The organism is Asticcacaulis sp. MM231, from assembly GCF_964186625.1.
GTDB lineage: Bacteria > Pseudomonadota > Alphaproteobacteria > Caulobacterales > Caulobacteraceae > Asticcacaulis.
Window position 1 is genome coordinate 400925 of record NZ_OZ075109.1, and the last position, 15759, is coordinate 416683.

Annotated in this window: 8 protein-coding genes and 1 pseudogene; all 9 read left to right on the forward strand. The window is 58.0% G+C overall.

Annotated elements, in window-relative coordinates; all coding sequences use genetic code 11:
• The first annotated feature begins 152 nt into the window (after window positions 1–152).
• The 9 genes and pseudogenes from nhaA to ABQ278_RS18640 all read left to right on the forward strand — a co-directional run bounded on the left by nhaA (window position 153) and on the right by ABQ278_RS18640 (window position 15757).
• Complete coding sequence (gene nhaA / locus ABQ278_RS18600; protein ID WP_349322516.1) at window positions 153–1319, forward strand: Na+/H+ antiporter NhaA; 1167 nt, start codon at window positions 153–155, stop codon at window positions 1317–1319.
• Between the two features lie 202 nt (window positions 1320–1521).
• Window positions 1522–2577, forward strand: a complete 1056-nt coding sequence (locus ABQ278_RS18605) for a LacI family DNA-binding transcriptional regulator (RefSeq protein WP_349322517.1) — start codon at window positions 1522–1524, stop codon at window positions 2575–2577.
• A 298-nt stretch (window positions 2578–2875) separates the two neighbouring features.
• A complete protein-coding gene (locus tag ABQ278_RS18610; RefSeq protein ID WP_349322518.1) occupies window positions 2876–5716 on the forward strand; it encodes a TonB-dependent receptor in 2841 nt (946 codons plus the stop codon).
• A 197-nt stretch (window positions 5717–5913) separates the two neighbouring features.
• Window positions 5914–7839, forward strand: a complete 1926-nt coding sequence (locus ABQ278_RS18615; protein WP_349322519.1) for a glycoside hydrolase family 3 protein — start codon at window positions 5914–5916, stop codon at window positions 7837–7839.
• Window positions 7836–9369: pseudogene (locus ABQ278_RS18620) on the forward strand (tryptophan halogenase family protein). Before ABQ278_RS18615 ends, ABQ278_RS18620 begins: the two are co-directional and overlap by 4 nt.
• Before the next feature lie 17 nt (window positions 9370–9386).
• Window positions 9387–10784, forward strand: a complete 1398-nt coding sequence (locus tag ABQ278_RS18625; protein WP_349322520.1) for a glycoside hydrolase family 30 beta sandwich domain-containing protein — start codon at window positions 9387–9389, stop codon at window positions 10782–10784.
• A gap of 194 nt (window positions 10785–10978) precedes the next feature.
• Window positions 10979–11542, forward strand: coding sequence for a sigma-70 family RNA polymerase sigma factor (locus tag ABQ278_RS18630; RefSeq protein WP_349322521.1), 564 nt, complete (start codon window positions 10979–10981; stop codon window positions 11540–11542).
• Window positions 11535–12503, forward strand: a complete 969-nt coding sequence (locus ABQ278_RS18635; RefSeq protein ID WP_349322522.1) for a FecR domain-containing protein — start codon at window positions 11535–11537, stop codon at window positions 12501–12503. The genes ABQ278_RS18630 and ABQ278_RS18635 overlap by 8 nt, the downstream gene beginning before the upstream one ends.
• Window positions 12504–12601: 98 nt before the next feature.
• A complete protein-coding gene (locus ABQ278_RS18640; RefSeq protein ID WP_349322523.1) occupies window positions 12602–15757 on the forward strand; it encodes a TonB-dependent receptor in 3156 nt (1051 codons plus the stop codon).
• The last annotated feature ends 2 nt before the right edge of the window (window positions 15758–15759 follow it).

Sequence of the window (15759 nt, forward strand, 5' to 3'; positions counted from 1 at the left end):
GTCGGCGTCTCATCGGGCAGACATGTACATCACCGATTTATCTGGGCTTTCCGGCCTTTGAGAACGCAACTGCGGCGCTTCCGAAAAGGCTTGCCGCCTTATACCGTACCCCCGTAAGGTCGTCTCAGACGAAAAAATAAGGTGCAGGCGTTATGTTGAAGAAGACGATGTTGATGACCGCTGATTTCCTGAAAAGCGAAGCAGCGGGCGGAATTGTCCTGATGGCTGTGGCGGTCATAGCGCTGGTTGTCGCCAATTCACCCTTGGCCGAAACCTACTTCCACACGCTTCACCTATATGTCGGGGGCATGAGTGTGCTGCACTGGATTAACGACGCCCTGATGGCTGTGTTTTTTCTTCTGGTAGGCCTTGAGATCAAGCGCGAAGTGCTCACCGGTGAGTTGGCCACCTGGTCGCAACGCGCATTGCCCGGCATCGCGGCGTTTGGCGGCGTGGTGGTACCGGCTGGCGTGTACCTCATGTTCAACCTGTCGCATCCCGAAAGCCTGAAGGGCTGGGCCATTCCAGCGGCAACCGATATTGCGTTCGCGCTGGGTGTCCTGGCGTTGCTTGGCTCCCGCGTGCCAACGTCGCTCAAGATCTTTCTGACGGCGCTGGCCATTATCGATGATCTGGCAGCGGTTATCATCATCGCCTTGTTCTATACGGCCGAACTGAATTTGGCGATGCTGGGCGCGGCCCTGGCCGGCCTGCTTGTTCTTTTTGTCCTGAATCGCCTCAAGGTCAAGGCGATCTGGATTTACCTCTTGATCGGCGCTGTGATCTGGTTTTTCACGCTCAAATCCGGTATCCACGCCACACTCGCTGGCGTCGCCGTTGCGCTCTTTATTCCTTTGCATAGCCATAAAGGGCAGGGTGATGACCACCATTCGCCTCTGGTTCGTCTTGAGCACGCCCTGCACAAACCCGTCGCCTTCTTTATTGTGCCACTGTTTGGGTTTGCCAATGCCGGCGTCGCGCTGGGCGGTTTCAAGCTGGAGGCTTTGCTCGATCCTGTGCCGCTCGGCGTGGCGCTGGGTCTCTTCGTCGGTAAACAGGTGGGGGTTTTCACCACTGCCACGCTGGCAATCAGGGCAGGCCTGGCCCAAATGCCCAAGGACGCGAGCTGGTTTCAGCTTTATGGCCTGGCGGTCCTTACGGGGATCGGCTTCACCATGAGCCTGTTTATAGGCGGGCTCGCCTTTGCCACAGCGCCTGTTCTTCAGGACGAGGTAAAGATCGGCGTATTGCTGGGGTCGACGCTTTCCGGTGTCGCAGGCTACCTGCTTCTGCGGGCGGCAAGAGGCGCCAAGGCCTGACGGGTTTTATCTGACCTTGCCGAGCTTGCTCAAGGGGCGGCCGCTATGGTCTTGGTTGACGTCCCGTTTTTGAAAGGCTTCGGAAAGCTACGAAATCAGATCATTGGGAGCGCTTTCATTTACAATGCACTTCGGACTTGTAACCTGCACGCTCAGACCGCATAAAGCGGAAAGAAACATGTTTGCAATGGATGAGAGCGGCTTGAGCGCAGGTAAACCGACGATTGATGATGTAGCCGCCTTGTCGGGCGTGGCGCGCGCCACCGTATCGCGCGTTCTCAATGGTGGCCCCAATGTGCGAGAAGAAGTGCGTCAGCGCGTGCTCAAGGCGGTCGACAAGCTCCAGTACAAGGTCAATATGCAGGCGCGTTTCCTCGCCGGCGGCAAGACCCAGGTGCTCGGGCTGGTCTATGCTTCCGATCTCGATTCGGAGCCGAATTCCTTCTATCATTCCGGCCTGGAACTGGGAGCTCTGCGCGCCTGTGCCTTGGTTGGCTTTCAGCTCCTGATGCATACGGTCAACCAGCATAGCTTAAGCAAGACGAGTAAGATTCTGGAACTGGTTGATGCGCGGCGCTGCGACGGCTTGATCCTGACACCGCCCTTTTCAGATGATTGTGATCTGTTGCGTGAGCTCGAAGCGCGCAACTGCCCGGTTGTGTGCATTTCGCCAGGCCTGGCGGCACAAAAAATGGTGTCTGGCGTCGGGATAGATGACGAGGTGGCCGGCTACGAAATGGCCCGTTACATGTTGCAGCTTGGCCATAAAAGCTTTGGCTTTATCAAGGGTTTGGAAGGCCACCTGTCAGCGGAGGAGCGCTTTTCAGGCTTTCTGCGTGCCCTGGCCGAAGCCGGCATGGCTGAGTTCGATGTCACCGTGGCGCGCGGCAATTTCACTTTCCGTTCCGGCGTTGAAACCACGGCCGCCATCTTGGGCAATGTGAAGCGTCCGAGCGCTTTAATCTGCGCCAACGACGATATGGCTGTTGGTGCCTTGTTCTCGGCACATAAGATTGGTCTGCAGATCCCGCAGGACCTTTCCATTGTGGGTTTCGATGACACGCCGGTATCAGAAATCATCTGGCCGCCCTTGACCACAGTAAACCAGCCCCTGAGAACCATTGGTTATCGCGCCGTGGAAATGATTGTCGAACGCATCAAGGCCGGTAAGACGGCATCGGGGCCTCTGCCTGTGCGCTTCGATGTGGTGCCGCACAAGGTCGTGATGCGCGAATCGGCCAGCTCGCCCCAGGCCTGAGACGTTTGCAAGCGTAAATAAGCCTCTTTTTTTAGGTTTGCGCGGCGCCTATTTCTCATACGTTGAAAGCGCTGCCAATTGTCGGAGTTATACCGCTCCGAAGGCTGAGTCATGCCCAGTTTGTGTCATATTGATCACATTTCCTCGTCTATTACAGGCATTTTGTGAGGAATTATAACCTCATTCGGCTGAGTGACTTGACAGGACAATGACGTAGGGCGCAGAAATTGGGAGCGCTTCCAATGGCGGGATCAACCCGTCGCATGAGCAAAATTAAACCCCGACCAGGGAGGGAACTATGAAATCTGTCACCCGACGCAGTCCGTCTGTGTCCGCGAGGGCTGCGGCCCTTCGTACCGCTTTAATGACAACCGCTGCCTGCGCTCTTGCGCTCAGCGGTTTTGCAACAGCCGCCGGCGCTCAGGACACAACCGCCGCCGCGCCTGCCGAGGACAGCACGACCGTCGTTGTCACCGGCATTCGTAAGGGCTTGCAGGATTCGCTGACTCTCAAGAAAAGAAACACCTCGATCGTCGAAGCCGTTTCGGCGGAAGATATCGGCAAGCTGCCGGACGCCTCGATTGCGGAATTGCTGGCGCGTCTGCCGGGTCTGGCGGCACAGCGCGTCGGCGGCCGCTCGCAGACCATCTCGATCCGGGGCTTGTCGGGCGATTTTTCCACCACCTTGCTCAATGGCCGCATGCAGGTGTCGTCAGGCGATAACCGCGCCGCCGAATTTGACCAGTATCCGTCGGAAATGGTCTCGTCGGCCATCGTTTATAAAACGCCCGATGCCGGCATAACGGGGCAGGGGCTTTCCGGCACCGTGGTGCTCAACACCGTGCGTCCGCTCGACTACACCAAGCGTGTCATTTCGGTGAATCTGCGCGGTTCGGTCAATACCAATGGCGAGGTCGTTCCCGGCTATAGCGCCAATGGCAACCGTTTCAGTCTGGCCTATATAGACCAGTTCTTGGATGGTAAGCTCGGCGTCGCCTTCTCCTACGCACACCTCGATGATCCGTCGCAGACGAAGCATTCCAAGAGCTGGTGGTGGGATAAGCAGGGAAATGACTCGATCACCGGTGAGCCCCGTTTGGGTGACGCCGATGCCATGGGTCTGCACGGTGTGGAAGTGTGGGCGACGGCGCGTGAACAGACCCGCGATGGCTATATGGCGGTGTTCGACTTCAAGCCGAATGACAATTTCCGCAGCGTGAACGATTTCTATTATTCGGTCTTCGACCAGAATGAAGAAACACACGGCGCGCAGTGGTATCAGTCGCAGTGGGCCGACGATATCCACTTCTCGAATGTGGTGGAGGCCGACATTGGCGGCTCACCGGTTGTGCAGCAGGCGACCGTCAGTGGTGTCGTGCCGATCATCCGCAATGACAACAACCTGCGTCGGGACGAGATGTTCAGCTTTGGTTCGAACAACCGCTTTAACATCGGCGCGTGGCGCTCGGTCGTCGATTTTGGTTATTCGCGCACCGTACGCAAGGAACAGATCGCAGAAACCTATGCCGGCTACGGGACCGATCCGACGCCCCTGTCGCGCACGTTCGATACCATCGATGAAGACATCGCTTATGGTGATTTCCCGAAGCTCGATCCGGGCCTGAATTACGCCGATGCCGATAATGTTTATCTTGGCGATGTGGCACCCTGGGGCGGCTGGGGCCATGATGGCGCGATCCGCAAGCCTAAGGTCACCGACCAGTTGCTGACCTCGCGTTTCAGCGGCGTGCATGATATGGACTGGGCCGGTTTTAAGAGCCTGGAACTGGGTGTCGATTATTCACATCGCACAAAAGCCAAGGGCGTCCAGGAATGGGATCTCTGCCTGAAGGGCTATACACTCGATTCGAGCGGCAACTGCCACGGCACCCGTGTTGCCGTCGACGCTTCAGACCTCGAAGAAGCCACCGACCTGAGCTGGGCCGGTTTTGGGAAGGTGCTGTCCTATGACCTGGGCAAGGTTATAGACAAGTACTACGATCTGGTACCGATCCAGAACGAGGATAACCTGAATAAATACTGGCAGGTCGATGAAGAACTGACGACCCTGTTCGCCAAGTTCAATATCGACTCCACTCTGGGCGGGCATGGGCTGCGCGGCAATCTCGGCCTGCAGTATGTCGGCGCTAAGCAGACCTCAGCCGGTAACGAGATAATCCAGAAGAGTGACAAGGCGGCAGGTATTCCAGCGACTGGTCAGTGGGTCTCGACCAGCAAGGAATATGGCGACTTCCTCCCCAGTCTGAACCTGATCTACGATATCAGTGATAACTCGGTCTTCCGCTTTGCGCTGGCTCGCTCGATGGCGCGGCCGCGTATGGAAGACATGCGCGGCAGCCGCAATGCGAGCGTCGGTGTCGATGGTCAATGGAGCGGTTCCGGCGGCAATCCGGACCTGAAGCCATGGATTGCCGATGGGGTGGACTTCTCGTACGAGCACTACTTCAACCGGACGAGCTATATTGGCATTGCCACCTTCCAGAAAGTCTTGCGCAACTACATCCGCAATAAGACCGACTCCAGTTACGATTTTACCGGTTGGACCAATTCAAGCGGTATCACGCCGGTCAGCAATATCGGCAGCTTTACGCTTCCTGTGAATGATAGCGGGGGGAATGTCAGCGGTCTCGAACTCTCCGGCGCGGTTGACGGCAGCCTTATCTGGAACAAGCTGGACGGTTTCGGCCTGATCGGCAGCTTTTCGCGCGGCTGGACCAATGTGCAGTCGGGAGATGATATCGATCCATCAAAACTGCCTGGTTTCTCCGGCGATGTGGCCAGCGTGACGGGGTATTTTGAGAAGGCCGGCTTCTCGGCGCGCCTCAGCTATCGCTACCGCTCGGAATTCCTGGGCGAGGCCTATGCGCTCTATGCCAATCGTGCGGTCACCCGCATCCTGGCTGACGATCAGGTCGATGCGCAAATCAGCTATCAGATGCAGGATGGCCCGCTCAAAGGCGTTACCTTTCTGTTGCAAGGCTACAACCTGACCAACTCCAATTACCAGACGCAATTGAAGGTGTCGGAAAACCGCGCCGCCGATGGTTCGTCCTTCCCCGAAAACTACGAGGAATATGGCCAAACCATCCTGTTCGGCGTCAGCTACCGCTTCCAGTAAAGTCCCCCGAGGCCATCCCACGCCATATTGCGTGCGTGGGGTGGCGCCTAAGGTATCCGGGGAGGGACACTCCCGGTCTCTCCCCGGATAGCTTTTTCGTCAGTTCGTAAAAGACCCCACCATCACGCCGCAGATTAGGGGCAGTCCCCGACACCGGCCGGCGCCCCCGCAAGCGGGGCGGTTCAAGAAAGTTTTTCATGATCAAGTCATCTTTTCGTCGAGCGCTGCTCGGATCGATATCCCTGTGCCTTCTGTTCGCGCCACTCAGTCATGCCCAAGGTCTGGCGCAAAACCTGACCCAGTGGCCGCACGTCGACTCGGCCATCAAACCTGACGCGGCGATGGAAGCGAAGATCGCCAGGATGGTCAGCCAGATGACCCTGCGCCAGAAGATCGGCCAGATGACCCAGGCGGAGATCAAGGCGGTGACGCCCGATGATATCCGCAAGAACTACATCGGCTCGGTGCTGAATGGCGGTGGCTCTTGGCCCTATATGATGAAGCACGCCACGCTCAAGGACTGGGTGGCGATGTCGGACGGCTTCTACGACGCCAGTCTGAAAACAGACATGAAGACAAAGGTGCCGCTGCTGTGGGGCACCGACGCTGTGCATGGCCATGGCAATGTGATCGGCGCCACGCTCTTCCCGCACAATATCGGTCTTGGCGCAGCAAACGATCCGGCGCTCATCAAGGAGATTGGTGCTGCCACCGGCAAGGCGGTGCGTGCCACTGGCATTAACTGGGTCTTCGCGCCGACGCTCGCCGTGGTCGAAGACCAGCGCTGGGGCCGAACCTATGAAGGTTTCTCGTCCGATCCCCTGCTGATCAGGGATTACGCCAAAGCCTATGTAGAAGGCATGCAGGGCGACTTCTCGAAGGCCGGCAATGTGGTGGCCACCGCCAAGCACTATATCGGCGACGGCGGCACGGACAACGGCAAGGATCAGGGCGTCAACAGGTCGTCCGAAGCCGATCTGATGAACACTCATGCGCAAGGTTACTATGGCGCCTTAGGCGCCGGCGTGCAGACTGTCATGGCGTCTTACAGTTCCTGGACGGATGGCGCGACCGGCAAGGTTTATGGCAAGATGCACGGCAATGAATACCTGCTGACCGACGTTCTGAAGAACAAGATGGGCTTCGATGGCTTCGTAATTTCCGACTGGAACGCCGTCAGCCAGCTTCCGGGCTGCCTCAACTACCATTGCCCGCAGGCGATCAATGCCGGCATCGACATGATGATGGTGCCGCTGGAATGGGACAAGTTTATTGAGGCGACTGTGGCCGATGTCGAGAGCGGCGCGATCCCGCAAAGCCGGATCGATGACGCGGTGACACGCATCCTGCGCGTGAAAATGCGCGCGGGCATCTGGGGGCAGCGGCCTTCCGCCAATCCTTACGCCGGCAAGATGTCGGCCGTTCAGGCGCGTGATCTGGCACGCCGGGCGGTGTCGGAATCGCTGGTCTTGTTGAAAAACAACGGCGTCCTGCCGCTGAAGAAAGGCGCGAAGATCCTCGTAGTCGGCAAGAGCGCCGACAATCTCGGCAACCAGACCGGTGGCTGGACGATCACCTGGCAGGGCACCGACAACGCCAATGCCGACTTCCCCCATGCCGACAGCCTCCTTGCTGGCATCAAGGCGGAAGCCGGCGCGGCCAATGTCACCTATGCGGCGACGGGCGAGGGTGTGGACGTTTCGCAATTCGACGTGGTGATCGCTGTGATCGGCGAGACGCCCTATGCCGAAACGGCGGGCGATATCAGCAATCTGTCGCATACGGCGCGCTATCCGGAAGATGTGAAAGTTCTGCAAGCCGTCGCTGGCAAGGATAAGCCGGTCATCACCGTGTTTGAATCCGGTCGCACAGCCTATGCCAACGACCTGATCAATCTTTCGGACGCCTTCGTGGCGGCCTGGCTGCCAGGGACAGAAGGCAAGGGCGTGTCGGACGTGCTCTTTGGGCATAAGGACTTCAAGGGCCGGCTGTCGTTCGACTGGCCATCGGCCACATGCCCATCCAAAGCACAGCCGCTCTTCGCCTTGGGCTATGGCCTCAGCTATGCTAAATCGGGAAGCGTGGGCGAACTGCCTGTGTCTGTCCCGGTTGAGTGCCAATGAGCGCCATAAAAAAAATCGTCATTGTGGGCGGCGGAACGGCGGGCTGGATGTCCGCCGCGATGCTGGCCAAGCTGTCGAAGAACAGCCTCGCCATCGAGCTGGTGGAATCCGAGGAGATCGGCACGATCGGGGTGGGCGAGGCCACCATCCCGGCGATCAAAAAATTCAACCATCTGCTCGAACTCGATGAGACCGACTTCATCCGAAACACGCAGGCGACCTTTAAGCTCGGCATCGAGTTCACCGACTGGGGGCAGGTCGGCAGCAGCTATATTCACGGCTTTGGCAAGATCGGTCAGAATCTCGGCTGGCTCAGAATGCACCAGTATTGGCTGAAACTGCGCGGCACCGGCAAGGTGTCCGATGTCTTCGCCGACTATTCGATCAATACCGCGGCTGCCTACGCCAACAGGTTCGTGCGCGCGCGGCCTGACATGAAGGCGTCACCGCTCAACGATATCGCCTACGCCTACCATTTCGACGCCGGCCTCTATGCGCAATATCTGCGCCGCTATGCCGAAAACCTTGGCGTTAAACGCACCGAAGGCCGGATCGTCAAGGTCAACCAACGCGCCACGGATGGCTTTATCGAAGGCGTGGTGCTGGAAAGCGGCGCGGTCATCAAAGGCGATCTGTTTATCGACTGCTCCGGTATGCGCGCGCTTTTGATCGAGCAGACGCTTGGCGCTGGCTTTGAGGACTGGTCGCACTGGTTGCCGTGTGATCGCGCGGTTACGGTGCCTTGTTCTTTTGAGCGCTCAGACGCCGCGCCGGCCATCGGAAAATCGGTGCTTTTGACGCCCTATACGCGCTCGATCGCACGGCCGGCCGGATGGCAATGGCGCATTCCCTTACAGCACCGCATCGGTAACGGTCACGTCTTTGCCTCGCGGTTTATGAGTGATGACGAGGCGACGGCGATCCTGATGGATAATCTCGACGGCGAGGCGCTGACCGATCCGCGCATCATCCGCTTTCGCACGGGTAAGCGCCGCAAGGTGTGGGACAAGAACGTCGTGGCCGTGGGCCTGTCGTCGGGCTTTATGGAGCCACTGGAATCGACCTCAATCCAGTTGGTGCAGAGCGTGGTCATGCGCCTGATCGCCTTCTTTCCGGATGCCGGGTTTGCGCCCGCGCAGAGCGACAGTTTCAACGCTCTTGTCGATGAGGAATACCGTGATATCCGCGACTTCCTGATCACGCATTACAAAATCACCCAGCGTGACGACACCCCAATGTGGCGCCAGTGCCGTGATATGGATATTCCTGAGCCGTTACGCGAACGTCTGGCGCTGTGGCGTGCGGCCGGGCGGTTCTTCAAGAAGGGCGAGGAGCTTTTCGCCGACGAGAGCTGGATACAGGTTCTTATTGGACAGGGGCTGATACCGGAAAGCTACGATCCGTTTGTGAATTCTGCGATCGGAAGATGAGATCATTAAATATCTCAACGACATCAGCCGGGTGATAGACAAATGCGTGGCCGCCATGCCGACCCACGCCGACTATATAGAGGCCGTCTGCAAGGCCTGACATCAAGGGAGGAAATCATGCGATTTTCGATAAAGTGGCTGATGGTGATAGCGATTCTGGCCCTACCGATGATGGCTCAGGCTGGGCCAGTCAGGGTGTGGCAGACCAATGCCGACCAGTCGAAATTGCTGGCACAACAGCCGGATATCGCTTTTAGTGAATCGGCCACAGGCACGGTGATCACTGTAGACCCAAAACAAAAGTTTCAGACCATGGTGGGCTTTGGTGCCGCCATGACCGACGCTTCGGCCGATTTGATCCGCAACCATATGTCGGCCAGCCAGCGCGACGCACTTATGGATGATCTGTTTGGAAAGAAGGGGCTGGATTTCAGCTTTATGCGCCTCACCATCGGTGCCTCGGATTTTTCCAGCACGCATTATACCTATGACGATATGCCGGCGGGGCAGACCGATCCGGACATGGCGCATTTCTCGATAAATGCCGCCAGGACCGATGTCCTCCCCGCCGTGAAGCAGGCCCTGGCGATAAATTCGAAACTGACCATCATGGCCTCGCCGTGGTCGGCACCCGGCTGGATGAAGACAACCGACAGCCTGATTCAGGGCTCGCTCAAGCCTGAGGCCTATACCTATTTCGCCGATTATTTGTCGCGCTATATCAAGGCCATGCAGGCGGAAGGCGTGCCCATTTCCTTATTGACCCTGCAAAATGAACCCGGCTTCGAGCCGGATACCTATCCGGGTATGCGCGTGGAACCTTCGTCGCGCGCCGCCTTTATCGGCGGTTATCTGGGGCCGAAATTCAAGGCCGAAGACTTGAAGACGCAAATTCTCGACTATGACCACAACTGGGATACGCCGTCTTCACCGCTGACGGTTCTGGCCGACGCCCGGGCCAATCCGTCCGTCGCCGGTGTGGCCTGGCATTGCTACGCGGGTGATGTGGCGGCGCAAGGCGCCGTGCACGACGCCTATCCCGACAAGGACGCCTATTTCACCGAATGCTCCGGCGGCGAATGGGCGCCGGAGTTCGACAAGACCTTTGCCTGGACGGTCAAGAACCTGATCATCGGCTCGACACGTCACTGGTCAAAAGGCGTGCTCATGTGGAACCTGGCGCTCGATGAGAACTTCGGACCGCACAAGGGTGGCTGCAGCGATTGCCGTGGTATCGTGACGATCAATTCCAAGACCGGCGAGGTTAAGAAAAACATCGAATACTATGCCTTTGGCCATGCCTCGAAGTTCGTCAAGGTGGGGGCCGTGAGGGTCGCTTCCAACGAAATGGACGGCCTTTCCAATGTGGCCTTCCGCAATCAGGATGGATCGCTAGTGCTGATCGTGCTCAACACGCGAACACAGGCCAGCACCTTCTCCGTGAAGGCCGCCGGTAAGGCGTTTGCCTATGCCTTACCGGCGGGCGCGGTGGCCAGCTTTGTCTGGAAGCCGTAGGTCGGGCGTTCGGGGCGCATAGTCTTCGTTCGATTTCTTGCTGGCTCACTGTCGGGTTTTGTCGTTGCAAAGCATCTAACTTCCGGGCGGCCATACCTTCATGGGAATGACGTGTCGCAGCCACTTCCCGCCAGATGACACGTAACTGTCATCAATGGCCTATAGAGCGATCCCTGTGAGGCCAAGACGACGGCATGATGACGTATCAAAGGCGGGGGCGTGTGGCGTCGAACCGGCACAATCAGGAATGGTCAGGCATACATGCGGTGGTTCGCCGCTATGCGCTATCACGTCTGCGCCACAAGGAAATGGCTGAGGATATCGCCCAGCAGGCCGTCCTGAAAGCGATCGAATATCAACAGGATAATATCGTCATCAGCCTACATGCCCTGGCGCTGCGGATCGCCGGCAATCTGATCCATCTGCACTACCGGCAATCGCGCCCGTCGGATCCGCTTGATGCCGCCGAAGATCTGGCCTGTGCCGAGCCCTTGCCCGATCGGGTGGCCGAAGGGCGTGAAGAATTCAAGGCGATGCAGGCGGTTTTAACCCGGATGCCGTCCTTGCGCCGTGAAGTTTTCCTGCGGCGTCGCATCGATGGCCAGAGTTGCGAGGATATCGGCCGCGCGCTCAACCTTAACCCGAAGGCGGTCGAGAAACACATAACGCGCGCGCTTGTTGATCTTAAGGCGGCCCGCGTCAAATGGCATGAAAACGCCCCGGTGTCGCCGGTTCCGGAGGCCTGCGACCATGCATAACCTTCAGGCTTTTAATGATATGGACCGCGAGGAAGCTGCGGCCTACTGGGTCATGGTCATGTCGGGTCCCGATGTGCCGGCGTACCGCGAACGTTTGTTCGAGACGTGGATATCCGCCGACCCCGACAACGCCATGGCCTACGCAGAATGTCTGGCCTGTTATGACAGTGCATCCTTACAGGAGGCCGCGCATGTGGCCAGTGCAAAAAGCGCGCAGAACCCATACTTCGTTTGGGGCGGCGCGCTGGCGGCTTCGTTGGCGCTGGTCGTGATCGGCGGTGGCCTGTGGTCCGGCGGTTTACGCGTGCCCGGAACGCTGCCAGCGGAAAAAGCCTACACCCAGACGCTGGAGACGACCCCCGGCCAGATGCTCACCGCGCGTTTGCCGGATGGCAGTCAGGTCTCCCTGAACGGCGACACGCAACTCAATGTCCATTTCGCTGGGCGTGATCGCGCCATTACCCTGAAGCGGGGCGAAGCGTATTTCGATATCGCCCACGATGTTACAAGACCCTTTACCGTCGAGGCGGCGGGCTCACACGTGCGCGTTCTGGGTACAGCTTTCAATATCGATCTGTTGCCGGCGGGCGGTGCCGAAGTCGCCGTCTATCGCGGACGGGTCCGCGTTGAGGCGCATCATGAAACGCGCGATCTCGGTATAGGCGAGCGCGTTATCACCGATGGCGCCCTGATGCCAGCCGCGTTCGATGTCGCCGAAATGCCGGATTGGCAGGGTGGCTGGTTCGAGGCCGACAATATTTCTCTGGCGCGGCTGGTGGGCGAGGTCAACCGCTTTTCGTCCGTGCCGGTCCGCATAGATGCGCCGGATCTGGCGGCACGCAAGGTTTCCGGCCGGTTCAAAGTGTCTGAGACTGACCGGGTTTTGAGCAGCCTGAAACAGGTATACGGCGTCAGAATAAAGCGCGAAAAAAACGTCATTGTACTGACGAAGTCATTGTAAGTCATAAATAATTCATAATTTTCCGTGTCGGGTGACGCGTCTTTTTTTCATCTTCCAAAGGCGAGGCCAAGGGGGCCGCGTTTACCGGAGATCTAAACGTGAAGACGAAATTTAAACTTGCGCACGGTCTATCTGTGCTGGCTTTGGTCGCTGCGGGGCTGTCCGTGCCGGCTATGGCGCAGGCGCAAGCCACCACCCAGGAACAGGGCTTCCGCATCGCCGCCAAGGACCTTGCCGCGGCGCTCAAGGATTTTTCACGCGCCACCGGCCTGCAGGTCGTGGCCGATCCGGATTTGCTGACGAACAAGCGCTCCTCAGCGGTTTCCGGCAATCTGACGGCCAGCGCGGCACTGGCGCAACTCCTAGCCGGCACCGGCCTTTCCGGCCAGATCGCTGACGGTTCGGTCATCATCCGCCGGTCGGGCGTTGTCGCGCCGGCCGCACAGAATGACATCGCACCTGAAGAGGCCTCTATAGAGGTGATCGTTACCGGCTATGCGAAGGCGATGACCAACTCGGTCGAGGACAAGCGTCGCAACAAGACCATCTCGGACCGGGTGAGCGCCGATGATATGGGCAAGCTACCGGTGGAGAACGTCGCAGAAGCCCTGGCCAAGGTGCCGGGCGTTAACGCCGTGCGCGATAGCCGCACCGGCGAAGGCGACCGTATCACCATTCGCGGGCTGTCGACGGAATTGAACAACTACACCATGAACGGCGTGAAAATGTCGGGCGCTGGTTCGCGTGACGCTCAGTTTTATCGCGGCGTGCGCCTGAGCTTCCTGCCGCCCGAAGGTATTGCCGGCATCACGGTGCACAAGACCATCATGCCAAACATGGATGGTGACGCCCTGGGGGGTACGGTCGAGATCGATACGCCCACCGCATTCAACTACAAGAAAACGCATCTGGGCCTGTCCGTTCAGGGTAGCGTGATGGACAAGTTCGACAACCCCACCTCAGCCAAGGGGGCTTTGTCCTTCGCCAAGAAGTTCGGTGACCGGTTGGGCATATTTGCCACGGCTTCCTATTCGAAGCGACAGACGCAATTTGAAGAAAACGGGGGCGATGGTGATAGCCAGCCGCGCACCTGGTACTCTAATTCGGAAACCCTGGATGCCGATCTGAATGACTTCGTCTTTCGTGGTATGCAACTCGCCACGGGCCACGCTGAGGTCGAGCGCAAGGGTCTCAATGCCTCACTTGACTGGCACGGTGACGACCACCAGTTCCACCTGCGCGGCACCTATAACGAATACAATAAAAAGGAATTCTCCACCCGCCTCAATTTCCGTAACGATACGGGCAAGTTCTCCACACGCCTGTCTCAGGTCGACAAGACCGACACCTCTTTGGGCAATCCCGATGACATGATCACCGGAAGCGACAGCCGTGGCAATATCTATAGCTATACCACCAGCCAGATCGTCGACCGCGACAAGGATGGCGTCATCACGGATAAGGACAAGTCAACCAAGTCGCTCTATTCGCTCGACGGTGGTTCGGGTGTTTGGGACCCGCAAGGTTTCCGTATGCGCCGCTTCTGGGAAGGCAGCTATTCGACCGGCCTGCTCAGCTCATTGAATGCCGGCGGTGTCAGCCGCTTCGGCAAGCTGACCCTCGATTATGACGTATCGGTCTCGGAATCGCGCGATGAATCGGATGGCGACTATGAGATGGAATTCCGCACAGACATGTATCACTGGCTGGGCAATGAAGGCGTCGGGGTCGATTCATCCGGTGACAGCCGATACCCGAAATGGGTGCTGAACCAGGCGGGCCTAGAAGGGGCGCAAGACCCCGCGAATTTCAAGTTTGCCAGCATGACCGCCGATGTCTCATCATCGACGGAAAAGCTGAAGCAGGTGCAGATCAATGCCAACTATGAGTTCGATCATGACTGGCTGCGCAACATCAAGGCCGGTGCCAAATTGTATAAATCGGACCGCAAGAAGTTCGAGGGCAGCTTCCTGAACCTGTCTCGCAGTGGCACCCTGGCGGATTTCGCGCAGTTCTACGACACGCCGGTGACCGATCTCTTCGATGGCCAGTATACGGGCGATCATCGCTTGGGCATCGTACTCGATGACGACAAGATGCTTGCGGAGCTGAATCTCGCCAATGAAGGCAAGAGCACCTTCTTTACCGGCACGGCTCTGAACGCCGATGATCCCGTCATATCCGACGAAGACACCTTCAAGTTCAACGAACAGGTGACCGCCGCCTATGTCATGGGTGAGGCTGCGTTCGGCAAGCTCAATGTCATCGCCGGTGTGCGCGTCGAAAAGACGGAAAACAGCATTACGGCCTATACGATGGACCAGAAGCTCGGCAACGAGTACAGCGTGAGCAAGAGCGAGTTCACCAATGTCCTGCCATCGGTGCACGCTACCTACAAGTTCCGCCCCGACCTTTACCTGCGTGGCGCCGTCTGGACCAGCTTTGCACGCCCTGACATCGCGCGGATGAGTTCGGCCAGCGAGTACAGCTACAATCAGGATCCCGATGGTGATGGCACGGACAATCCGGTGGCCGACTGGCTTCTGGTGGCGATCGAAAAGGGCAACCCTGATCTGAAGCCGATGAAGGCTGTCAATGTCGATCTGTCGCTGGAATGGTATCGCGGTAAGACCGGGGCCTATTCGATCGCGCTCTACGACAAGAACATCAAGAACTTCCTGTTCCGGTCTTCGTCGTCGAACATCCGCAACGGTACGGCTGGTGAAAACGAAGACCCGAATGGCGTCATCATCACCATGGCCAATAATGGCAAGAAGGCGCATGTTCAGGGCATTGAAGTCAGCGCCCGTCAGATATTCGACGGGCTGCCATCGCCCTATGACGGCTTTGGCGTATCCTTCAACGGAACCTTCCAGTCCTCAAGTGCGGTAACCGGCATGAGCTGGCATCCGGAAGGCTATGAACTGCCGCTGATGGAAACGCCGGAGAAGGTGCTGAACCTCGAACTGTTCTACGAAAAGTACGGTTGGGAAGCCTATCTGGCAGCCAATTATCAGTCGGAAATGCTGTCGAGCATCCAGGACTTCGGCAACAATCCGTATGAGCAGGATTACACCTTCGTCGACCTGAATCTGCGCAAGAAACTGACGCCGAAAGCCACGGTCAGCTTCAACGTTCAGAACATGTTCGACAGCCATACCTACTGGCTGTCCTACGGTCCGACGACGGCCTCCAGCCGCGCCTTCACCAAGAACGGCCGCACGATCAGCCTCAGCTTTAACTACATCTACTAAGT

What these genes read in the sequence shown, in the direction of transcription:
- nhaA (WP_349322516.1), top strand. Translation starts at nt 153, where the DNA reads ATGTTGAAGAAGACGATGTTGATGACCGCTGATTTCCTGAAAAGCGAA.
- ABQ278_RS18610 (WP_349322518.1), top strand. Translation starts at nt 2,876, where the DNA reads ATGAAATCTGTCACCCGACGCAGTCCGTCTGTGTCCGCGAGGGCTGCG.
- ABQ278_RS18615 (WP_349322519.1), top strand. Translation starts at nt 5,914, where the DNA reads ATGATCAAGTCATCTTTTCGTCGAGCGCTGCTCGGATCGATATCCCTG.
- ABQ278_RS18625 (WP_349322520.1), top strand. Translation starts at nt 9,387, where the DNA reads ATGCGATTTTCGATAAAGTGGCTGATGGTGATAGCGATTCTGGCCCTA.
- ABQ278_RS18630 (WP_349322521.1), top strand. Translation starts at nt 10,979, where the DNA reads ATGATGACGTATCAAAGGCGGGGGCGTGTGGCGTCGAACCGGCACAAT.
- ABQ278_RS18635 (WP_349322522.1), top strand. Translation starts at nt 11,535, where the DNA reads ATGCATAACCTTCAGGCTTTTAATGATATGGACCGCGAGGAAGCTGCG.